We start from the raw sequence: 21,500 nt of genomic DNA, 5'->3' as shown, positions 1-21,500 counted from the left end.
CGAAGTGAGCAAGCCTGGGGGCGAGCTTATTGCCCTTCTTCAGGCCAGTCGCGGATGTAGGCCTTGAGCATCTTGTTCTCGAAGTTCTGGCTATCGACGACCGCCTTGGCGACGTCATAGAAGCTGATCACACCCATCAGCATGCGCTTGTCCATCACCGGCATGTAGCGCGCATGGCGCTCCAGCATGATGCGGCGGATCTCGTCGAGGTCGGTCTCGAGCGTGCAAGTCACCGGGTGGTCGTCCATGGCCTTGCGCACCAGGGTGCCACCAACCTGACCACCATTGCCGACGATCGCAACGATCACCTCGCGGAAGGTCAGCATGCCGACCAGGTCACCGTGCTCCATCACGACGAGCGAACCGATGTCCTTGTCGGCCATGGTGGTGACGGCCTCGGCCAGGGGTTGATCGGGGGTGATCGTAAACAGCGTGTTTCCCTTGACTCGCAGGATGTCGCTGACCTTCATCGTGTTGCTCCTCTCTTGGTTGACGGCGTGCCGTTTTGAATATAGCCCACAATGACCACCCTCCACAGGCCACGTGGGCATCGCAGGGATTGCGCGCGTAACGGGGCTTTGCTGAAAACCTGTCCCGAAAGGTCTCCATGCCCGGCTATTCCGACCCCGGATTCGACACGCTGGCCCTGCACGCCGGCGCAGCGCCCGACCCCACCACCGGCGCCCGCGCGGTGCCGATCCACCTGACCACCTCCTTCGTCTTCGAGTCCAGCGACCACGCTGCGGCACTCTTCAACCTGGAACGCGCGGGGCACGTGTATTCGCGCATCAGCAACCCGACCAACGCAGTGCTGGAGCAGCGGGTCTCGGCGCTCGAAGGCGGCATCGGCGCAATCGCCACCGCGAGCGGGCAAGCAGCGCTGCATCTTTCGATCGCGACCCTGATGGGCGCCGGCTCGCACATCGTCGCCAGCACCGCGCTCTACGGTGGCTCGCAGAACCTGCTGCACTACACGATGCGGCGCTTCGGCATCGAGACCACCTTCGTCAAACCCGGTGACCTCGACGGCTGGCGCAACGCGATCCGCCCGAACACCAAGCTGCTTTTCGGCGAGACGGTGGGCAACCCGGGCCTCGACGTGCTCGACATCCCGGCGGTGAGCGAGATCGCCCATGCGGCCAAGGTGCCGCTGCTGGTGGATTCGACGCTGACCTCGCCCTACCTCATCAAGCCCTTCGACTGGGGCGCGGATCTGGTCTACCACTCGGCGACCAAGTTCCTGTCGGGCCACGGCACCGTGATCGGCGGCATCGTGGTCGATTCGGGCAACTTCGACTGGGAGCGCTCGGGCAAGTTCGCCGAGCTGACGGAGGCCTACGACGGCTTCCACAACATGGTCTTCAGCGAGGAAAGCACCGTCGGCGCCTTCCTGTTGCGCGCGCGCCGTGAGGGGCTGCGGGACTTCGGCGCATCGATGAGCCCGCACACCGCATGGCTGATCCTGCAAGGGATCGAGACGCTGCCGCTGCGCATGGAGCGGCATGTCGACAACACGCAGAAGGTGGTCGAGTTCCTCGCCAGCCATCCGTTCGTGGCGCACGTCGGGCATCCGCTGCTGGAATCGCATCCGAGCCATGCGCTTGCGAACAAGCTGCTCAAGCATGGCGCGAAAGGCGCGGGGTCGGTCTTCAGCTTCGACCTGAAGGGCAACCGCGAGCAGGGCAAGAAGTTCATCGAGGCGCTGCGGCTGTTCAGCCACCTCGCTAACGTCGGCGACTGCCGCAGTCTCGTGATCCATCCGGCAAGCACGACGCACTTCCGCATGAGCGACGAAGCATTGGCCGGCGCCGGCATTTCGCAGGGCACGATCCGGTTGTCGATCGGCCTCGAAGACCCGGCCGACCTCATCGACGATCTCAAGCGCGCGCTCAAGGCAGCAGAGAAGGCAGGTGCGTGATGGAACTCGTCGTCAACGGCCACACGACCTACTGCTACACCGGCGGCAAGACGTTCGACAAGGCCAAGCCCACCGTCGTCTTCATCCATGGCGTGCTGAACGACCACAGCGTCTGGATCCTGCAGAGCCGGTGGTTTGCCAATCACGGGTGGAACGTGCTTGCCGTGGATCTGCCCGGGCATTGCAAGAGCGAAGGGCCACCGCCGGCGACCGTCGAAGAGGCGGCGGCGTTCGTCGTCGCACTGCTCGATGCGGCGGGCGTCGAAAAAGCGGCGCTGATCGGACACAGCTTCGGCTCGCTGATCGCGCTCGAAACCGCCGCACGCTCGCCCGAGCGCGTCACGCATCTGGCATTGGTGGGCACGGCCTATCCGATGACGGTGTCGCCAGCATTGCTCGACGGCGCGCTCAACGATCCGCAGCGCGCGATCTCGATGGTCAACGTCTTCTCGCATTCGCTGCTGGCACCGCCACCCTCCTCGCTCGGGCCCGGCACCTGGCTCTACGGCGGCTCGCGCGCGCTCATGCGCCGCGTGCTGGCAAGCAATCCGAACGCGAATGTCTTCCACATCGGCTTCAAGGCGTGCAACGACTATGCGAACGGCGAGGCCGCGATGGCGAAGGTGCAATGCCCGACGCTGTTCCTCCTCGGCGCGTCGGACCAGATGACGCCACCACGCGCCACACGCACGCTGGCTTCGAAGGCGGCCCACGCGAAGGTGGTGACGGTCAACGCCGGACATGCGTTGATGACCGAGGCACCGGACGAAGTGCTCTTCGCGCTCGGCGCGTTCCTGAAGAACTGAATCAGCCGCCCAGCCTGTTGATGTCAGGCACCTCGACCAGCGGCGTCGGCGCGCCGCGCTTGGACGCCATGAGCATCGCGCGGCCCACCTTCACGCTGGTCGTGACGCGATCGGGTGCCCAACGCTGGAGCAATCCGAAGATCGGCTTCGCGATCACATAGGCCGCCTGGTACAGCGCCGTCTTCGACCGCACGCCATGCATCGGCTCGATGAACCCGGGCCGGAACATGTAGGCCGCCTTGAAAGGGAGCCGCATCAATGCGTTCTCGGTCGCACCCTTCACGCGTGCCCACATGACCGATCCGCGCTCCGTGCTGTCGGTGCCGGCGCCGGAGACATAGATGAAGGTCATCTGCGGATTGAGCCGCGCCAGCGTGCGCCCCGCGGCCAGCGTGAGGTCGTAGGTGACGCGGCGATAGTCGTCTTCCTTCATCCCGACCGACGACACGCCGAGGCAGAAGAAGCAGGCGTCGTAGTCCCTGAGTTGTCCCTCGACCGCCGAATAGTCGAAGAGATCGGGAAGAACCAGTTCGTGCAACTTGGGATGCTGCTCGCCGCTCGGTCTTCGACCCACGCAAAGCACCCGGGTCACATCGCCATCGACGAGGCATTCGCGCAGCACGCCCTGCCCCACCATCCCGGTTGCGCCGAAGAGAATGATCCTCATCGGCCGCTCGCCTCAGGCCACCGAGAAGGTCTCGGGCTCACGCTGGAGTGCCGCGAGGAGCGTACGCACCTCCGGCGCCGAAGCCTGCGCGGGCTGCAAAGCCGTCAGCATCCGCGAAAGCGTCTCGGCGTGCGGCAGCAGCGGGCCGAGGAAGTGGGTGCCGTCGCCGTTTGCGACCAGCAACGTCGGGAAGGTCTCGACGTCGAAGTCGTCGGCGAGGTCGGCATGGTCCTCGATATCCACCCACGCGAACCGCATCTGCGGATGCGCCCGCGCCACCTGCTCGAACAGCGGCCGGTACTCGCGGCACGAGCCGCACCATTCGGCGCACAGGCAGACGACCCACACGGGATCGTCGGCCGGAACGGGGGCTGCGGAGGAGGAGAAGTCGGTCAAGGCCAGGCTCGCTCGATATGAAGGATGGAATGGAAATCCGCCGCCATTATCGATAGACCAGCAGGTCCTGCAGCAGCAGCGTATCCAAAGGGCCTTTGCGCCAGAGGTTCTCCAGCGGCGGCGCCTGCGGCATCAGGAGTTCCTTCAGCAATGGCTCGAGCGGCGTGGTCGCCGGGTCCGCGAGCAGCACGAAGCGGGGATCCTCGTTGTCCGGCTCCTCGGCAATCGGCGCTATCCAGTCGATGGCCACCAGGGTTTCGAGCACCGGCGCGAGTTGCAGGGCTTCCACCCGCATGCGCGCCACCAGCGCGGCGGCGCCGAGCCCCTTGGCCGTCGTCGTCTTTGCCGCGGAAAGATGCTGCAGCACCTCCACCGCCAGTTGCAGCGACCAGCCGGCAGCACCGCCACGGCGCGCCACGCCGGTCAGCAGGCTCGGCAGATAGGCCGCGATCACCGCGCCGAACAGCACGATCAGCCATGCAACATAGGTCCAGATCAGCAGGATAGGCACCGTCGCGAAGGCGCCGTACATCACCGAATAGGTGGGCACGAGGCTCAGGTAGTAGCCGAGCACCCGCTTGGAAATCTCGATGGCCGCCGCGACGAAGACCCCACCGGTCCACGCATGCGACCACTTGACGTGCGTGTTGGGCACGTAGTGATAGAGACATGCCATGCCGCCGGCCAGCAGCACGAACTCGAAGGCGTCGAAGAGGAGCTTGACGATCGCGCCGCCAATGACCTCGCGCGAGGCCGCGAAGAATGCTGCCGTGGTGCTCAGGCTCAGCGCCAGCACGAGCGGGCCGAGCGTGATCGCAGCCCAGTAGACCAGCACCCGCTGCGGGAACGGCCGCGGGGTGCGCACGCGCCAGATGTTGTTCAGCGTCTTGTCCATGGTCAGGATCAGCGCCACGGCCGTCACCAGCAGCACCACCAGGCCGGCGACGCCCAACCCGCTGGCCTTGTTCGCGAACTGGGTGAGGTAACCGAGCACCTGCCGCGCGATGTTGTCGGGGATGAGGCTTTCGATCAGCCAGCGCTGAAGGCGCCCCTGCATCTTCGAGAAGATCGGGAACACGGTGAACAGCGCCAGTGCCACGGTAAAGAACGGCACCATCGCGATGGTGGTGGTGAAGGTCAGGCTGCTCGCGGTCAGGCCGAGGCGGTCTTCCCGGAAGCGCTCCCGGAGCACCGCCGCCGTATTCCGCCACGGGAAATGCGAAAGGTCCCTCCAAAGCTGCCGGCGATTCATGGCCGGTATCATGCCGGATCGGCTCACCCCCAGGCCGCGCTCACAGCGTTCCGCTTCTCCGATCTTTCTCGTGATCAATCCCTCTTTGCCTCCCGCATCCGTTACCGCCACGCGCTGGCTGGCTGTCGGCAGCCTCGTCGGTTTGATCGTGCTCGGGCTCGCCTGGGAGCTCTGGCTGGCGCCCCTGCGGCCGGGCGGCTCATGGTTCGCGCTCAAGGTGCTGCCGCTGGTGGTGCCGCTGGCCGGGCTGCTGAAGAACCGCATGTACACCTACCGCTGGGTCAGCCTGCTGGTCTGGCTCTATTTCACCGAAGGCGTGGTGCGCGCCTGGAGCGACACCAACGGCGTCAGCCAGGTGCTGGCGCTGATCCAGGTCGTGCTGTGCCTGGCACTTTTCATTGCCTGCGCATGGCATGTGCGGCTTCGGCTGCGCAATGCCGCCGATCGGGCACGAAGTCTGGAAGGAGCGACGCAATGAGCGTCCTGATCGAGAAGCTGCGCGGCATCGTCGGCGCGGCCAATGTCCTCACCGACGGGGACCTCACCGCCTGGGAACAGGACTGGCGCAAGCGCTCGCGCGGCAAGGCCCTCGCGGTCGTCCGGCCCGGCAACACGCAGCAGGTGGCTGACGTGGTGAAGGCCTGCGCGGAAGCTGGCACCTCGATCGTCCCGCAAGGTGGCAACACCGGACTCGCGGTCGGATCGATTCCGGACGACAGCGGCTCGCAGGTTCTGCTGAGCCTGCAGCGCATGAACGCGATCCGCGGCATCGATGCGGCCAATCTCACCGTCACCGTCGAAGCGGGTTGCGTGCTTCAGTCGCTGCAGGAAGCGGCACGCAATGCGGGCTTCCTTTTCCCCCTGAGCCTTGCGGCCGAAGGGAGCTGCACCATCGGCGGCAACCTTGCTACCAACGCCGGCGGCACGCAGGTCCTGCGTTATGGCAACACGCGCGACCTGTGCCTGGGGCTCGAGGTGGTCACGCCGCAGGGCGAGATCTGGGAAGGCACCAGCGGCCTGCGCAAGGACAATACCGGCTACGACCTGCGCGACCTGATCGTCGGCAGCGAAGGCACGCTCGGCATCATCACCGCGGCGACGATGAAGCTCTACCCGCTTCCCGCCGCGCAGCTCACGGCCTGGGCGGCGGTGCCTTCGCTGGATCATGCGGTGACGCTGCTCGGCCTCGCACACAAGCGCCTGGGTGCGGGGCTCACCGGCTTCGAGGTCATGGGCAAGTTCGCGCTGAGCCTCGTCGCCAAGCACTTCCCGGCGATGCGCGTGCCTTTCATCGACGATGACTCGGTGCCTTACTGCGTGTTGCTCGAGAACTCCGACAACGAATCCGAAGATCACGCCCGCGCCCGCTTCGAAGCCTTGCTCGAAGGCGCCTTCGAGGCCGGCTGCGTCACCGATGCAGTCGTGGCCGAGAACCTCACGCAGGCGCATCAACTCTGGCATGTGCGCGAGAGCATTCCGCTCGCGCAGGCCGAGGAAGGTCTCAACATCAAGCACGACATCTCGATCGCGGTGTCGCGCATCCCCACTTTCGTGGCCGAGACCGATGCGCTCCTGCAGCGCGAGATCCCCGGCGTGCGGCTGGTCAACTTCGGGCACCTCGGCGACGGCAACCTGCACTACAACGTGCAGGCGCCGGCCGGTGGCGACAACGGCGCGTTCCTTCGCGAATACGAAGACCGCATCAACACGCTGGTCTACGACGAGGTCGAGAAATTCGAGGGCTCGTTCTCGGCCGAGCACGGCGTCGGCTCGCTGAAGGTCGAGAAGCTCGAAAAGCACAAGTCGCCCGTCGCGCTCGCGATGATGCGCGCCATCAAGCGCGGACTCGATCCGCAGAACATCCTGAATCCGGGTCGGGTGATCCGGACGGAGACCACTCAATGAACCGCCCCATCCGCTCGCAATACGAAGACTTCATGCGCCACGTCGACACGACAGGCGTGCAGAAAGGCGATCGCACCGGCACCGGCACGAAGAGCGTGTTCGGCTACCAGATGCGCTTCGACCTGAACGAAGGCTTTCCGCTGGTGACCACGAAGAAGGTGCACCTGCGCTCCATCATCCAGGAGCTGCTGTGGTTCCTGACCGGATCGAGCAACAACAACTGGCTGCGCGAGCGCGGCGTCACGATCTGGGACGAGTGGGCACGCGAAGACGGCGACCTCGGTCCGGTGTACGGCGTTCAATGGCGCAGCTGGCCGACGCCGGATGGTGGTCACATCGACCAGATCCAGCAGGTGATCGACACGCTGCGAAGCAACCCCGATTCGCGCCGCATCATCGTGAGTGCTTGGAACGTGGCGGAGCTCTCGAAGATGGCGCTGATGCCATGCCATGCCTTCTTCCAGTTCTACGTCGCGCCGCCGCAAGCGCCGGGTGAGCGCGGCAAGCTCAGCTGCCAGCTCTACCAGCGCAGCGCCGACATCTTCCTGGGCGTGCCTTTCAACATCGCGAGCTATGCGCTGCTCACGCACATGATTGCGCAGCAGTGCGACCTCGACGTCGGCGATTTCATCTGGACCGGCGGCGATTGCCACATCTACAGCAACCACGCCGAACAGGTCGCGCTGCAGCTTAGCCGCAAGCCCCACCCCTACCCGACGCTGGTCATCAAGCGCAAGCCGAAGTCGATCTTCGACTACGAGTACGAAGACTTCGAAGTGGTCGACTACCAGCACCACGACGCCATCAAGGCGCCGGTTGCCGTCTGACGCCGTGAAGACGCGCATCAACCTCATCCTCGCGCGCGCCGCCAACGGCGTGATTGGTCTCAAGGGCGTCATGCCCTGGCATCTGCCCGAGGACATGGCGCACTTCAAGCAGCAGACCGCCGGCGCGCCGGTGATCATGGGCCGCAAGACCTGGGATTCGATCCCGCCGCGCTTCCGGCCGCTGCCGGGGCGGCGCAACATCGTGGTCACCCGCCAGCCGGACTGGCAAGCAGACGGCGCCGAACGCGTGGGGAGCCTGCGAGACGCCCTCTCGATCTGCGAGCGCGACGGATCGCCCGAAGCATGGGTGATTGGCGGGGCCCAGATCTACGCGGAGGCCGAACCGATCGCGCATCGCGCCGTCATCACGGAGATCGCGCGGGATTACGAAGGCGATGCGTTCGCGCCGCGCTTCGGCGACGGCTGGCACGAAATCGCGCGCGAATCCCACACCGCAGCGAGCGGCATCCCCTACAGCTTCGTTACGCTCGAACATCGCTGACTACGCGAGAATTTGGCCAGACGCGGCCAATGGTCACGAGACAAGCCCCATGAAAATTGCCACCTGGAACGTCAACTCCCTCACCGCCCGCCTGCAGCATGTGCTCGACTGGCTGATCGCCAATCCCGTCGACGTGTTGTGCCTGCAGGAGCTCAAGATGAGCGACGACAAGTTCCCGCTGGAGGTGCTGAAGTCCGCAGGCTACGAGGCCGCGGTGTTCGGGCAGAAGACCTACAACGGTGTTGCGATCCTCAGCCTCGCGCCGACACGCAACGTGGTGAAGAACATCGTCGGGTTCACCGATGAGCATTCGCGCGTGATCAGCACGACGCTCGACACGCCCTCCGGGGAGCTGCGCGTGGTCAATGGCTATTTCGTGAACGGCCAGGCGCCGGGGACCGACAAGTTCGCCTACAAGATGAAGTGGCTCGAGGCGCTGCGCGACTGGCTGCGGCAGGAACTCGTGGCGCATCCGAATCTCGTTCTGCTCGGCGACTTCAACATCACGCCGGAAGACCGCGACAGCTTCGACCCGGTGGGTCTGGCCGAGACGATCCATCACACCACCGAGGAACGCAGTCACTTCAAGGACCTGCTCAAGCTGGGCCTGACCGACAGCTTCCGCCTATTCGAGCAGCCCGAGAAGAGCTACTCGTGGTGGGACTACCGCATGCTGGGCTACCAGAAGAACCGCGGGCTGCGCATCGACCACATCCTCGTGAGCGAGCCGCTCGTGCCGCGCGTCAAGGGCTGCGTGATTGACCGTGTGCCACGCAAATGGGATAAGCCCAGTGACCATGCACCGGTGATCCTCGACCTCGCGCCATGACACACGCTCTCGCCCTTGCGCTTCTTGCGGCTGCTGTCGGCCTTGCCGGCTGTTCGGCGCTGCAGAAGGAGCGCGAGAGCGAGGCAGCCAAGGAAGCGGCCACACCGAGCGCACCGGTGCAGGAAACCACCGGCCGGACGATCACCGCCCAGACGCCTGCGGTGCGTACCTATCGCAAGCTGGGCGCGCAGCACATCTACAAGACGTATCCGAAGCGCATCTACAAGGGCAAGATTCCGCCGCTCGTGTATGCGGTGGTCGTGACGGAGACCGACATCGACGCGACCGGCAAGGTCACCGGCGTGCACTTCAGTCGTACGCCGAGCCATGCGCCGGAAGTGCCGCCGATGATTGCGGACCTGATCAAGCAGGCGTCGCCGCTGCCCAACCCGGGCAAGATCGGCGCCCATACCTATGTCGACACCTGGCTGTGGGACAGGAGCGGCCAGTTCCAGCTCGATACGCTGACGCAAGGCCAGCGCAGCCGCTGAAGCCGGCGGCTACTACTCCAGACCCAATTCCTGGATCTTCCGCGTGATGGTGTTGCGGCCGATGCCGAGCTTCTGCGCGGCCTCGATCCGGCGGCCGCGCGTGTTCGCGAGCGCGGTGAGGATCAGCCGCGACTCGAAGCGGCGCGAGAGTGCGTCCCACACATCGGTCCGCCCGGCGGCGAGCATGCTCTGCGCTTCCAGCTCGAGCCCGCTTTCCCACGAGGCCGTGGAGACCGGAACGCTGGTTGGGGCTGCAGGCGCAGCGGGTTGAACGGCAGGCATCGAAGTCGGTGCGGCTGCCGCAACCGGCACCGCCGCCGTGGACGACGAATCGTGCTCGGCAGCCGGGACCTGCGGCACCACTGGCGACGCGAGGGACACGGGCGTGGCTGCATTCGACGTCACTTCGGGCGGCAGATCCTTGGCCTCGATCAACTGCGCCGGCGCCATGACGGTGAGCCAATGGCAGATGTTCTCCAGTTGACGCACGTTGCCCGGGAAGTTGAACGCCGCCAGTTGCGCAAGTGCCGCATCGGAAATGCGCTTGGGCTCGACGCCCAGTTGCTTCGCACTCTGCTGCAGGAAGTGGCGCGTGAGCGCGGGCACGTCTTCGCTGCGCTCGCGCAATGCGGGCAGGCGCAGGCGGATCACGTTGAGGCGGTGGAAAAGGTCTTCGCGGAAACCGCCCTGCTTGACGCGCAGTTCCAGGTCCTGATGGGTCGCCGCGATCACGCGCACGTTGGCCTTGACCGAGTTGTGGCCGCCGACGCGATAGAAATGCCCGTCGCTCAGGACGCGCAGCAGTCGCGTCTGGAGGTCGAACGGCATGTCGCCGATTTCGTCGAGGAAGAGCGTGCCGCCCTCGGCCTGTTCGAAGCGGCCGCGCCGCATGGTCTGTGCGCCGGTGAAGGCGCCGCGCTCATGGCCGAAGAGTTCGCTCTCCAGCAGGTCCTTTGGAATGGCGGCGGTGTTGATCGCGACGAAAGGCCCGTTGGCACGCGGTGAATGCTTGTGCAGTGCGCGCGCGACGAGTTCTTTGCCCGAGCCCGATTCACCGGTGATCAGCACCGTGACGTTGCTCTGCGACAGACGGCCGATGGCGCGGAAGACGTCCTGCATCGCAGGCGCCTGGCCGAGCATCTCCGGCGTGGCCGCCATGCGTTCCTCAGCCACCTCTTCGCGCTGGCTTTCGTCGACGGCGCGGCGGATCAGTTCTACCGCGCGCGGCAAATCGAAAGGCTTCGGAAGGTATTCGAAAGCACCGCCCTGAAACGCCGAGACGGCGCTGTCGAGGTCAGAGAAGGCGGTCATGATGATGACCGGCAGTCCCGGGTGCTTGGCCTTGATCTTGTCGAGCAGATCGAGCCCTGAACCACCCGGCATGCGGATGTCGCTCACCAGGACCTGGGGGCCCTGCAGTTCGTCGTCGGCTGCCGCTTCGAGTGCGGCAAGGACCTCGCGCGTATTGGTGAAGCTACGGGTCGGCAGGTCTTCGCGCAGCAGCGCTTTTTCCAGCACGAAGCGGATTGATTGATCGTCATCCACTATCCAGATCGGCTTCATGCAGCTCCTTGTTGCGTGGCTGCTAGGGCAGCGGTATCAGTATCTTGAAATCGGTCCGGCCCGGAACACTGTCGCACTCGATCACGCCGTGATGCTGCTGCACGAAGGTCTGCGCAAGCGTCAATCCCAGGCCTGTCCCGCCTTCCCTACCCGATACGAGCGGATAGAAGATTCGGTCCTTGATCGAGTCCGGCACGCCCGGACCATTGTCGATGACATGCAATTCCAGTGCCAGTCGATACCACTGCTTGTTGAAGATGACCTGGCGGGCAACACGCGTCTTGAGCGTGATCTGCGCGTCGCCTGCTGCGCGCCGTTCTGCGAGTGCCTGCGCCGCGTTGTGAACGATGTTGAGCGTCGCCTGGATGAGTTGCTCACGGTCGCCGCGGAACTCGGGGATCGACACATCGAAGTCACGTTCAATGTGTAGGTCACGCGGAAACTCCGCAAGGATCACGGAGCGCACGCGCTCGCACACTTCGTGGATGTTGACGTCGCCCACCACATGCGGCCGGCGGTGTGGCGCGAGCAGGCGGTCGACCAGCGTCTGCAGGCGGTCGGCTTCGTGAATGATGACCTGCGTGTATTCGACGAGGTCGCGCGACTCGACCTCCATCTGCAGCAACTGGGCCGCGCCGCGAATGCCGCCGAGCGGGTTCTTGATCTCGTGCGCGAGATTGCGGATGAGTTCCTTATTCGCCTGCGCCTGGTCGAGCAGGCGCTCTTCGCGATCCTGACGCACCTGCTGTTCGAGCGGCGACAACTCGATGATGAGCTCGCCTGCCTTGTCGCTTTGCGCGATCGTCACCTGCACCGGCATCAGCTCATGGTTGACTCGCCGCAGCATCGCTTCGTAGCGGAGCGTCGCGAAGTCGTTGCTGCTTGCGCCTTCGATGGCCGTGCGCAGCACCTGGGGCTCATGGAAGCAGGCCCCGAACTGCGAGCCTTCGAGCGTCCGGCGCGAGGTGCCAAGCGCGTCTTCGAGGCCCGAGTTGGCAAAAAGAACCGACCCGTCGGTGCGTACGACGGCGATCAGCGTGGAGAGCAGGTCGAAGGCCTGGAAGCGTTTGCCGGGGCCCGCCGGTTTGCCAAAAGCCATCAACGATTGGCTGCGGGAGGCAGCCGGCCGATTTCGCGCTGGATGCCGTCGATGTCGCTCTGGTTGCGGTCGATCTCGGCCTTCATGTCAGCCACACGATCCAGGTACTTCTGGTAGTTCTTGGATTCGCTGCCCTGCTTTTCGGGCTCGCCGTTGTTGTAGTCCTTGAGAAGCTGCGCCTGCCTGTCCTGCGCCTTCTTCAGCTCGGATTCGAGGACGGAACGCGCTTCGCCGTCACGCGCGCGCTGGTCGGCACCGTCGACACGCGGGCTGCCTGCCGGCGACCGCGCAGCGGCCGCGCCGCTCGACGAGGCCGCGGACGCCACGGGCCGCGTACCCTGCACCACGGTGACGTTGCCGCCTTCCATGATCTTGCAGCCGCGCTGCTGCGCGACCGTGGCGTTGTTGGTGTATTCGTTGCCGCAGCGCCAGACGCGTTCCTGCGCACTGGCTTGCATGTTGAGGCCGCCGAATGCAACGGTGGCCAGCAGGAAAGCGGAAAGAGTCTTCATGGTCGTCGATGGAGTGCGCTCAGCCGGACATTTTGATGCAATTCGATGCCCGTGCGATCCGTGCGTTCCTACCTAAGAAAAAAGGACGGCAAGTGCCGTCCTTTTCAACGCTTTCGGAACGCCGGCGCAAGCCGGCGACCGATCACAGCGAGTAGTACATGTCGAACTCGACAGGGTGAGTGGCCATGCGGAAGCGCGTGACTTCCTGCATCTTGAGTTCGATGTAGGCATCGATGTAGGCGTCGGTGAACACGCCACCCTTGGTCAGGAACGCGCGGTCCTTGTCGAGGTAGTCGAGCGCCTGGTCGAGGCTGTGGCAGACGGTCGGGATGAGCGCGTCTTCTTCCGGCGGCAGATGGTAGAGGTCCTTGCTCGCAGCTTCGCCCGGGTGGATCTTGTTTTCCACGCCGTCGAGACCAGCCATCAGCATCGCGGCGAAGCCGAGGTACGGGTTCATCATCGGATCGGGGAAGCGTGCCTCGACGCGGCGGCCCTTCGGGTTGGCCACGAACGGGATGCGGATCGATGCCGAGCGGTTCTTGGCCGAGTAAGCCAGCTTGACCGGGGCTTCGAAGCCGGGAACCAGGCGCTTGTAGCTGTTGGTGCCGGGGTTCGTGATGGCGTTGAGGGCGCGGGCGTGCTTGATGATGCCGCCGATGTAGAACAGAGCGAATTCGCTCAGGCCGGCGTAGCCGTCACCAGCGAACAGGTTCTTGCCGTCCTTCCAGACCGACTGGTGCACGTGCATGCCGGAGCCGTTGTCGCCAACGATGGGCTTGGGCATGAAGGTAGCGGTCTTGCCGTAGGCGTGTGCGACGTTGTGGATCACGTACTTCTGGAGCTGGACCCAGTCGGCGCGCTGGATGAGCGTGCTGAACTTGGTGCCGAGTTCCATCTGGCCGGCGTTGGCCACTTCGTGGTGATGCACTTCAACCGGGATGCCGAGCGATTCGAGCACCAGGCACATTTCCGAGCGCATGTCCTGGAAGCTGTCGACCGGGGGAACCGGGAAGTAGCCGCCCTTGACTGCGGGACGGTGGCCGGTGTTGCCGTGCTCGTATTCCTTGTCGGTGTTCCAGGAGGCTTCTTCGGAGTCGATCTTGACGAAGCAGCCCGACATGTCGTTCTTCCAGCGCACGCTGTCGAATACGAAGAACTCAGGTTCCGGTCCGAAGAATGCGGTGTCGCCGAGACCCGATGCCTTCATGTAGGCTTCTGCGCGCTTGGCCAGCGAGCGGGGATCGCGCTCGTAGGGCTTGCCGTCGGTGGGGTCGACCACGTCGCAGGTCAGGATCATCGTCGTTTCTTCGAAGAACGGATCGATGTTCGCGGTGTTCGGATCGGGCATGAGCAGCATGTCCGAGGCTTCGATGCCCTTCCAACCGGCGATCGACGAACCATCGAAGGCGTGGCCCGAGTTGAACTTGTCTTCATCGAAGTGCGAAACCGGCACGGTCACGTGCTGTTCCTTGCCGCGGGTGTCGGTGAAGCGGAAGTCGACGAACTTGACCTCGTTTTCCTTCACGAGTTTGAGTACATCGGCGACGGTCTTTGCCATCAGGTTCTCCTGGTTTGGATGGTGGTTGGTATTACGGGGGACGAGGAATGCAGTTTCTGTGCCATTGTCACTGGCGCACAGGAGCCTTTGGTGCACTCATGCACAGGCAGGAACATGCAAGTTGTAACCAAATTGGTGCGCGAATAGTCATCGCACCAATTCGGGGCCAAGGCGCGCATCAAAGCTGTGCAAGCCCTGGAGAAGCTGCGCATAGGCGGCATCGATCTTGTCGGCGTCACCCTTGACGCCAAGCTCGATGTGCCGGCCGTGCTGGGGGTGGTCCACGCTCGGCAGGCTGAACACCTTGATGCCCGGATGCTCGCGCTCGATGGCTTCCATCAGCGGCGTCAGCGTCGCCTCCATGGAGCCGAAGACGACCACCGATTTCTCGACGGAACGCCCGAGTTCGAAGAGGTTGGCGTAGCGCTCGTCGAGCACCGACTCGATCATCGGCCAGGCCATGACCGGGAAGCCCGGCACGAAATGCACGTCGCCGACGCTGAAGCCGGGAATCTTGTTGTACGGATTGCGGATGATCTTCGCGCCCAGCGGGAACACGCCCATGTTGAGGCGATGCACGTTATCGGGGCGGTCGGGTTCGTAAGGCACCCCCTGCTCCCGCGCCGTATCCTGCATGCGTTCGCGGATCAGCACTTCGGCCTCGGGGTGCAGCGCCAGCGGGACGCCCAGCGCCGCGGCAGCACATTGGCGCGTGTGATCGTCGGGCGTCGCGCCGATGCCGCCGGTGGAGAACACGATATCGCCCGACGCGAAAGCGCGCGCGAGCGCGCCGGTGATGCGCGCCGGGACATCGCCGACATACTCCGTCCAGGCGAGTTGCAGCCCGCGGGCAGCGAGCAACTCGATGACCTTGGGCATGTGCTTGTCCAGGCGCTTGCCCGACAGGATTTCGTCGCCGACGACGATCAGACCGAATGACCGGCTCATGGTGCGCTCCATTGGCTTGCGGCGGCCTTCGCATCCGCCATGTCGATAGCCGGTGGCGCGACCGCCGCGGCCGCCTGCTGCAGGCGCAGTCTTGCGAGCGCGTCGAGGCAGTAGTGGGCGAACCAGAGCGCGGAAAACGCAAACACCAGCGTGTAGATCCAGATGGCCATCGGCGCGAGCACGAAGAACGCAGCCGCGAACAGCAGGCCCGATGCCCAGACGATGCTCGGCGCCGCGCCGAGATAACCGCACAGCACGCCGATTGCCAGCAGCTGCAGGCGGTGGGCGCGCAGGAGCGCGTTGCGCTCCTCGGCGGTGGCGTGCTCGGCCAGCGCATCGAAACTCATCACCCGATAGGTCAGCCAGCCCCAGATCAGTGGCGGAAGGATCAGGACCAGCGGCGGAATGAGCCACAGCGGCATCGACACCACGAGCGCGAGCATCGCAAGAATGGTCAATCCGAGCGAGCGGGCCGCGCTGCCGATGAAGGACGCACCCTTCTTATGCTCAAGCTCCGGGAATCTCCGCTCGGCGACCAGGCGGGTCAGCGCCGGCGCCATGAATCCGGCCACGATCAGCAACGACACGACCACGATCAGCGGCGTGACAGCCAGCACCACGAGCAGCGGCGCGAGGATCGCCTTCACGTCGCTGGAGAAGATGCCACCGATCCACGCCCAGACGCCCGAAAGCAGGGGCCATGCATCCAGCGCCTGTCGCATCCACGCGACCGATGCGTCCCAGTAGAAGTAGCCGAGCACCGCCGAGATGACGACCATCAACCCGAGCGGCAGGAACGACAGCACGATCACCTTGGGGTGCATGCAGTAGGCGACCGCGCGCCAGAACGAATCGAGAAGAAGTCGCATGGGGGCCAGAGGATAACGCCAGCGCGTGAAGCGAAAGCGCGCTTCAGCCCCGGCCGGCCAGGCGCTTGAGGCCCAGCCACTGCTGTGACCAGAAGCCCCGGCCATAGTCCCTCACGCGGCCCTGCGCGTCGGGCTCGACCTGGTCGCGAATGCCCGTCGCGTCGTAGCGCTCATCGAAGTTCGAGGTACGGAACAGCATGTCCCACCACGGCAGCAGCACGCCGAAATTGTGGCCGCCGAGCGTGCGCGGCCCATCCGATTCGTGGCCGATGCCGATGCTGTGGTGCACGCGATGAAAGCGCGGGCTGATCCAGAGTCGCTCGCCCAGCTTGCCGAAGCTCAGGCGCAGGTTCGCGTGTTGCAGGCTTTCGCTGAGCTGGGTGAACGCCACGATCGCGATGAACTGCCCCGGCGCGACGCCGATCAGCTGCGCGACGATGACGATGATCGCGTCGTGGATCAGGTCGTCGAGCAGGTGGTTGCGGTTGTCGCTCCACATCGTCATCTGTCGCTGAGAGTGATGCAGCGAATGCAGTGCCCACCACCAGTTGAAGTGGTGTTGCCCGCGATGGATGAGGTACTCGACGAAGTCGATCACCACCAGGTACATCGCGAAGGCGACCCAGGGAATGTCGGTCACGCCGGGCAAGAGCGAGTCCAGGTGCATCGTTCCCCAGCCGGCCCCGCGGACCATGCCGAGCAGGTCGTCGAAAAACGGCGTCACCGCAAAGAACATCGCGAGGCGGAACAGGCCCAGCCGGTGGATCAGGGTGTAGATGATGTCGGTGCGGATGGCGGGCCGGTCGACCACAGGTTCCACCGGCTTCCAGCGCTGCATCGGCCCGATCACCGCAACCAGCACCGCGATCTGGATCAGCCCGACCAGCAGCCAGCCGGTGGCGTCGAAGGCATCTTCGACCCAGCCGCCAAGGCCGATCGCATAGACGAACGGCTGCACGGCGGCCTCGAACAGCCACTGCTGCAATGCCGAGAATTGATCGGTGAGCCACTCCATCGCCGTGCGATCCGATTTCAGTCGCGATGGTTCAGGAATGCGCCGCGATCCAATCGCGGTAGGCAGGATGCTGCCGAAGCGTCTGGAAGCAGAAGCCCTTGGCCTTGAGGCCGACGATCAGCGGCTCCAGGTCGGCCGGCGCCCAGGGGTCCTTGCGCGACCAGATGCCGAGGTGCGCGAGCAGGATGTCGCCGGGCTGGATGGTGTCGAGCGCCTGCTGGAGCAGCTTCTCGTTGCTGTATTTCTCGCTCGGCAACTCGTCGCCGAGAAAGCCGGCGGGCGCCCAGCCGACGTATTCGTAGCCGCAGCTCTTCGCGGCCTGCAGCAGCTTCGGCGAGGTCTTGCCGCCGGGCGCGCGGAACAGCGGCAGCGGCTTCTTGCCGGTGACGAACGCGAGCCGGTCGGCGGCTTTCGTGATGTTCTCGCAGTACTGCTTTGCGTCCCACGTGAATTCACGTCCGGCAAAGGCGCCGGCGGTGGGCTTGATGCGAAAGCGCGGCTCGATGCCCTTCAGATCGCCGCGCCAGTACGCGTGGTCGTAGGTGTGGGAAGCGAATTCGTGCCCCTCGGCCGCCCTCGCCTTCCACCACGGTGCCCAGTGCGTGTCGAGGCTGTCGCCACCGGTCTCGGTGCGCTCGGCCGCGGCGAAGAAGGTGACGCGCACGTCCTGCCGCTTGAGCACGTCCGCCACGAGTGGAGCGATGCCCATATGCCCGGTGTCGAAAGTGAGGTAGACGGGCTTGCTGCAGGTGCCCTCTGCCACCGCATTGCCGGCAAGCGAAGTCGCCAGCAGCAACGCGCCGAATGCGCGCTTACGACTTTGCATGGTCGAGGGTCCAGACGCCGTGCGGCGAGCGCCCGACGTTCACCTGCCGCAGCACCTTGTTGCCGACGAGATCGACCACGGTGAGCTTCTTCGCCCAGCGCGAGGTCACGTACAGCGTCTTGCCGTCGGCGGAAACGTCCATGCAGTCAGGACCGCCGGGCACCGCGTAGGTGTCGGTGACCTTGAGGGTTGCGATGTCGATGCGGCTGATCGTGTTGGCCACGCGGTTGCTGACGAACACGCTGCGCCCGTCGCCCGCAGACCGGAACGCGTGCGCGCCCTTGCCCGTTGGCAGCTTGCCGACCAGCTTGGGCTGAGGCCCCGCGACGTCGAACACCTGGACACCATCGCTGCCGGTCAGGCCCACCAGGAGGGTCTTGCCGTCATGGATGCCGTAGATGTCGGCCGGCATCGGGCCGGTGGGCATCCGCCAGCGGATGGACTGCGTCGCAAGGTCCACGGCGATCAGCTCATCGCTGTCCTGCATCGTCACGTAGGCGGTGGTGCTGCGCGGGTCGATCCAGATGTGGCTCGGCGTCTTGCCGGTCGGGATGCGCTTGACGAGCTTGGGCTCCTTGCCGTCCCAGCGGTAGACATCGACGTGGTTCAGGCGGTTGCCCGCGGTGACGAACCACTTCATGTCGGGCGAGAAGCGCAGGTGGTAGGGGTCGATGATCCCGTAGACCACGCGCTGCACTTCGGCCGTCCGCGGGTTCAGGAAGGTCAGCGAATCACCAGCCGAGTTCGCGACGATCAGCGACGTCTCGTCCGGGGACAGATAGAGGTGGTGCGGCTCCTTGCCGGTCGGGATGCGAACCTTCTCGGTCCAGGAGGCGGGATCGATCACGCTCACCGTGGCATCGAGGGAGTTCAGCACGAAGACGGGAGGTGCCTCCGCGGCATGCGACGCGAGCGTCGCACAAGCAAACAAAAAGGCCGCAAGGCGGCCTGTCAGATGGGAAGTGAGACGCAAGGGGAAATTTCCGAAAGAAGAGTTCGGAGTTTAACGATCGACCCCTGCTGCTGGCTGACTTGCGCGCGCGTTTCGCAGGGCCTCGACTTGAGCCAAGTCAAGCCAGCGCCATTGACCCGGCGCCAAGTCCTCCGGGAGCGTCAACCCGCCGATCCGCGAGCGGTGCAGCGCCTCGACGCGATTTCCCACGGCGGCCAGCATGCGCTTGACCTGGTGGTACTTGCCTTCGGTGAGCGTCAGGCTCAGGTGATGAGTCCCGGCGATCTCGCAGGCCGCGGCGCGCACAGGCTTCGGATCGTCGTCGAGCACCACGCCGGCGAGCAGGCGTTCCACCTGCTTCGCGTCGATCGGATGCTTCGTCGTCACTTCGTAGACCTTCGGCACATGGTGCCTCGGCGACCCCATGCGGTGGATGAACTGGCCGTCGTCGGTCAGGAGCAGCAGGCCTGTCGTGTCCTGGTCCAGGCGGCCGATCGCCTGCACACCCTGCACAGCACCCTTGTTCGGCCGCTGGCGCAGCGGCGGAGGCAGCAGGGTGTAGATGCTCGGATAGGTCGACGGCTTCTGCGAGCACTCGGTACCGGCCGGCTTGTGCAGCATCACGTAGGCCTTCTCGTGGTACGCCCACTCGGTCCCCTGGACGGTGAATCGGAGCCCGGCGGTCTCGAATTCCTCGGCGGGGTCCGTGACCGCCGTGCCGTCCACGACGACATACCCCTGCTGGATCAGCCCGGCGCACACCCGGCGCGTCCCGAAGCCCTGCGTGTAAAGGATTTCGTCGATGTGCATCAGTACCCCAGGGCCAGTCCCTTGTTTCGGCGCGGATCATCCGCGCCATAGAACCGCTTGTTGCCGACCGGCTCGCCGCCCAGCGTGGGTGCGCCCACGATGATCGCCTCCGCATGGTTGGGCGGCTGCGGTGGACCCAGCTTGTGTCCCATGTCGACCAGGATCTTGCGCGTGTCCGGCGACAGGGCGAAGTTCTCCACTTCCGTCACGTCGGGCAGCCACTGCTGGTGGAAGCGCGGTGCGTCGAGCGCCTCTTGGGCGTTCATGCCGTAGTCGACGACATTGAGGATCGCGTGCAGGACCACCGTCGTGATGCGGCTGCCCCCAGGCGTTCCGACGACGAAGACCGGCTTGTCGTCCTTTGTCAGGATCGTCGGGGTCATCGAGCTCAGCGGTCGCTTGCCCGGCGCGATGGCATTGGCTTGTCCCTGCACCAGCCCATACATGTTCGGCGCGCCGACCTTCGAGGTGAAGTCATCCATCTCGTTGTTGAGCAGCACGCCGGTGCCGCCCGCGGTGACCTTGGCGCCGAACCAGTCGTTGAGGGTGTAGGTCACCGATACGGCGTTGCCGAAGCGATCGACGATCGAATAGTGCGTGGTGTTGGTTCCCTCGTGCGGGGGAACACCCGGTCTGATCTCCTCCGAGACCCCGGCCTTAGCTGGATCGATGGCCGCGCGGATGTCGCTGGCATAGCTCTTGTCGATCAATCGGCGCACGGGATTGCTGACGAAATCGGGGTCGCCAAGATAGCTGTTGCGGTCGGCATACGCATGGCGCATCGCCTCTATCTGGTAGTGCACCGCCTGGGCCGAACGGAATCCCAGCTCCTTGAGCGGATAGCCCTCGAGGATGTTGAGCATCTCGCAGAGCACCACCCCGCCCGAACTCGGCGGCGGCGCCGAGACCACGTGGTAGCCGCGGTAGTCGCATTCGACCGGTGCGAGTTCGCGGGTGCTGTACTGATCGAGGTCGGCCTGCGTGATGAGCCCGTTGCCCGCCTTGCTCGAAGCCGCGATTGCCGCGCTTACCGGGCCCTTGTAGAAACCATCCACGCCGTTGCGAGCCACTGCCCTGAGCGTTCTCGCCAAGTCCTTCTGGACCAGTGTCTGGCCGACGGCAAAGGGCTCGCCCTTGTTCAGGAAGATGGCTGCGGAAGCAGGGTCGTTTCGGAAATCGTCAGTAGCGGTCGACAGGGTGTCGACATCGCTTTGGTCGAGCACGAAGCCTTTCTCGGCGAGCGCGATCGCGGGCGCAATCAGCGCACCTCGCCCCATGGTCCCGTACTTCTCGCGCGCTAACTCGAGCCCCGAGACGGTTCCCGGTACACCAACCGCAAGATGGCCCACAGTGCTGAGGTTCTGGACGACGTTGCCGTCCTTGTCGAGAAACATGTTGGGCGTTGCCGCCAGCGGCGCTTTCTCGCGGAAGTCCAGGAAGGTCTTGCGTCCATCGGCGAGTTGGATGGTCATGAAGCCACCGCCGCCGAGATTGCCTGCGGCCGGATAGACCACAGCCAGCGCATAGCCCACCGCGACCGCCGAATCGATGGCGTTGCCACCACGCTTGAGAACATCGACTCCCACTCTGGAAGCAAGATGCTGCGCACTTACAACCATGCCGTTTTCGGCGGCGACCGGCGCCTGCGAAGCGGCATCTGCATGCGCAGCGGCAGCCAGAACGAGAACGGCGCTGACCGCCTTGCGGAGCGCGGGGCTCCATCGAAGTTGTCTCATGTCAAAAAGGACCGGCGCC

23 protein-coding genes are annotated in these 21,500 nt (G+C 64.9%); 8 read left to right on the top strand and 15 right to left on the bottom strand.

The annotated features are described in order from the left end of the window. Positions 1 to 26 precede the first annotated feature (26 nt). Positions 27 to 470, bottom strand: a complete 444-nt coding sequence (locus FHW64_RS10435) for a CBS domain-containing protein (protein ID WP_184525707.1) — start codon at positions 468 to 470, stop codon at positions 27 to 29. 137 nt (positions 471 to 607) lie between these two features. On the opposite strand from FHW64_RS10435, the gene FHW64_RS10430 reads away from it, so the two are divergent. Further along, entirely contained in the window at positions 608 to 1,918 is a 1,311-nt protein-coding gene (locus FHW64_RS10430; RefSeq protein WP_184525705.1) for an O-acetylhomoserine aminocarboxypropyltransferase, read from the top strand. Further along, the gene (locus FHW64_RS10425; protein WP_184525703.1) at positions 1,918 to 2,724 is read left to right on the top strand and encodes an alpha/beta fold hydrolase; all 807 of its coding nucleotides are present in this window, start codon (positions 1,918 to 1,920) and stop codon (positions 2,722 to 2,724) included. The genes FHW64_RS10430 and FHW64_RS10425 overlap by 1 nt, the downstream gene beginning before the upstream one ends. A 1-nt stretch (position 2,725) precedes the next feature. Here FHW64_RS10425 and FHW64_RS10420 read toward each other — a convergent pair whose 3' ends face one another. Genes FHW64_RS10420 through FHW64_RS10410 form a run of 3 tightly spaced genes read right to left on the bottom strand, consistent with a single transcriptional unit; the run spans position 2,726 to position 5,051 of the window. Then, positions 2,726 to 3,391: an NAD-dependent epimerase/dehydratase family protein gene (locus FHW64_RS10420; protein ID WP_184525701.1), complete on the bottom strand. Its 666-nt coding sequence runs from the start codon at positions 3,389 to 3,391 to the stop codon at positions 2,726 to 2,728. Positions 3,392 to 3,403: 12 nt separating this feature from the next. Further along, positions 3,404 to 3,787, bottom strand: a complete 384-nt coding sequence (locus tag FHW64_RS10415) for a co-chaperone YbbN (protein WP_184525699.1) — start codon at positions 3,785 to 3,787, stop codon at positions 3,404 to 3,406. A gap of 46 nt (positions 3,788 to 3,833) precedes the next feature. Continuing rightward, positions 3,834 to 5,051, bottom strand: a complete 1,218-nt coding sequence (locus FHW64_RS10410) for a YihY family inner membrane protein (protein WP_184525697.1) — start codon at positions 5,049 to 5,051, stop codon at positions 3,834 to 3,836. 58 nt (positions 5,052 to 5,109) lie between these two features. Between FHW64_RS10410 and FHW64_RS10405 the strand changes: the two genes are divergently transcribed. From FHW64_RS10405 to FHW64_RS10380, 6 genes are read left to right on the top strand one after another with little or no spacing between them, the layout of a single operon-like run. Beyond that, positions 5,110 to 5,517 (top strand): DUF2069 domain-containing protein, encoded by a 408-nt coding sequence (locus tag FHW64_RS10405; RefSeq protein WP_409350609.1) that lies wholly within the window; start codon positions 5,110 to 5,112, stop codon positions 5,515 to 5,517. Further along, on the top strand, positions 5,514 to 6,944 hold the full coding sequence (locus FHW64_RS10400; RefSeq protein ID WP_184525695.1) for an FAD-binding oxidoreductase: 1,431 nt from the start codon (positions 5,514 to 5,516) through the stop codon (positions 6,942 to 6,944). Before FHW64_RS10405 ends, FHW64_RS10400 begins: the two co-directional genes overlap by 4 nt. Further along, positions 6,941 to 7,771, top strand: a complete 831-nt coding sequence (locus tag FHW64_RS10395) for a thymidylate synthase (protein WP_184525693.1) — start codon at positions 6,941 to 6,943, stop codon at positions 7,769 to 7,771. Before FHW64_RS10400 ends, FHW64_RS10395 begins: the two co-directional genes overlap by 4 nt. Then, complete coding sequence (locus FHW64_RS10390; protein WP_221210252.1) at positions 7,761 to 8,273, top strand: dihydrofolate reductase; 513 nt, start codon at positions 7,761 to 7,763, stop codon at positions 8,271 to 8,273. The genes FHW64_RS10395 and FHW64_RS10390 overlap by 11 nt, the downstream gene beginning before the upstream one ends. A gap of 49 nt (positions 8,274 to 8,322) precedes the next feature. After that, on the top strand, positions 8,323 to 9,102 hold the full coding sequence (xth, locus tag FHW64_RS10385; protein WP_184525689.1) for an exodeoxyribonuclease III: 780 nt from the start codon (positions 8,323 to 8,325) through the stop codon (positions 9,100 to 9,102). Continuing rightward, positions 9,099 to 9,593, top strand: a complete 495-nt coding sequence (locus FHW64_RS10380; RefSeq protein WP_184525687.1) for a hypothetical protein — start codon at positions 9,099 to 9,101, stop codon at positions 9,591 to 9,593. Before xth ends, FHW64_RS10380 begins: the two co-directional genes overlap by 4 nt. A gap of 12 nt (positions 9,594 to 9,605) precedes the next feature. Here FHW64_RS10380 and ntrC read toward each other — a convergent pair whose 3' ends face one another. The 11 genes from ntrC to ggt form a co-directional block, all read right to left on the bottom strand. After that, positions 9,606 to 11,156, bottom strand: coding sequence for a nitrogen regulation protein NR(I) (ntrC, locus tag FHW64_RS10375; RefSeq protein ID WP_184525685.1), 1,551 nt, complete (start codon positions 11,154 to 11,156; stop codon positions 9,606 to 9,608). 22 nt (positions 11,157 to 11,178) lie between these two features. Beyond that, the gene (gene glnL, locus FHW64_RS10370) at positions 11,179 to 12,255 is read right to left on the bottom strand and encodes a nitrogen regulation protein NR(II) (protein ID WP_184525683.1); all 1,077 of its coding nucleotides are present in this window, start codon (positions 12,253 to 12,255) and stop codon (positions 11,179 to 11,181) included. Then, positions 12,255 to 12,767 carry a hypothetical protein gene (locus tag FHW64_RS10365; protein WP_184525681.1) on the bottom strand — a complete coding sequence of 171 codons (513 nt, stop codon included), beginning with the start codon at positions 12,765 to 12,767 and terminating at the stop codon, positions 12,255 to 12,257. Before FHW64_RS10365 ends, glnL begins: the two co-directional genes overlap by 1 nt. Positions 12,768 to 12,909: 142 nt before the next feature. Continuing rightward, positions 12,910 to 14,325 (bottom strand): type I glutamate--ammonia ligase, encoded by a 1,416-nt coding sequence (gene glnA / locus FHW64_RS10360; RefSeq protein WP_184525679.1) that lies wholly within the window; start codon positions 14,323 to 14,325, stop codon positions 12,910 to 12,912. A 147-nt stretch (positions 14,326 to 14,472) separates the two neighbouring features. Beyond that, complete coding sequence (locus FHW64_RS10355; protein WP_184525677.1) at positions 14,473 to 15,273, bottom strand: molybdopterin-binding protein; 801 nt, start codon at positions 15,271 to 15,273, stop codon at positions 14,473 to 14,475. Next, positions 15,270 to 16,142, bottom strand: coding sequence for an EI24 domain-containing protein (locus tag FHW64_RS10350; protein WP_184525675.1), 873 nt, complete (start codon positions 16,140 to 16,142; stop codon positions 15,270 to 15,272). The genes FHW64_RS10355 and FHW64_RS10350 overlap by 4 nt, the downstream gene beginning before the upstream one ends. 43 nt (positions 16,143 to 16,185) lie before the next feature. Continuing rightward, positions 16,186 to 17,157 carry a sterol desaturase family protein gene (locus FHW64_RS10345; protein WP_184525674.1) on the bottom strand — a complete coding sequence of 324 codons (972 nt, stop codon included), beginning with the start codon at positions 17,155 to 17,157 and terminating at the stop codon, positions 16,186 to 16,188. A gap of 31 nt (positions 17,158 to 17,188) precedes the next feature. Further along, positions 17,189 to 17,983 carry a polysaccharide deacetylase family protein gene (locus FHW64_RS10340; protein ID WP_184525672.1) on the bottom strand — a complete coding sequence of 265 codons (795 nt, stop codon included), beginning with the start codon at positions 17,981 to 17,983 and terminating at the stop codon, positions 17,189 to 17,191. Continuing rightward, positions 17,970 to 18,938 (bottom strand): YncE family protein, encoded by a 969-nt coding sequence (locus tag FHW64_RS10335; protein WP_409350616.1) that lies wholly within the window; start codon positions 18,936 to 18,938, stop codon positions 17,970 to 17,972. Before FHW64_RS10335 ends, FHW64_RS10340 begins: the two co-directional genes overlap by 14 nt. A gap of 48 nt (positions 18,939 to 18,986) precedes the next feature. Next, positions 18,987 to 19,745 carry a pseudouridine synthase gene (locus FHW64_RS10330; RefSeq protein ID WP_184525668.1) on the bottom strand — a complete coding sequence of 253 codons (759 nt, stop codon included), beginning with the start codon at positions 19,743 to 19,745 and terminating at the stop codon, positions 18,987 to 18,989. Continuing rightward, positions 19,745 to 21,481, bottom strand: coding sequence for a gamma-glutamyltransferase (gene ggt, locus FHW64_RS10325; RefSeq protein ID WP_184525666.1), 1,737 nt, complete (start codon positions 21,479 to 21,481; stop codon positions 19,745 to 19,747). Before ggt ends, FHW64_RS10330 begins: the two co-directional genes overlap by 1 nt. Between the last annotated feature and the right edge of the window lie 19 nt (positions 21,482 to 21,500).

The sequence above is a fragment of the Variovorax sp. Sphag1AA genome (assembly GCF_014192575.1).
Taxonomy (GTDB): Bacteria; Pseudomonadota; Gammaproteobacteria; order Burkholderiales; family Burkholderiaceae_C; genus Variovorax.
The sequence above is the reverse complement of the archived record's forward strand: the minus strand, read 5'-3'. Positions and strand labels throughout refer to the sequence as shown.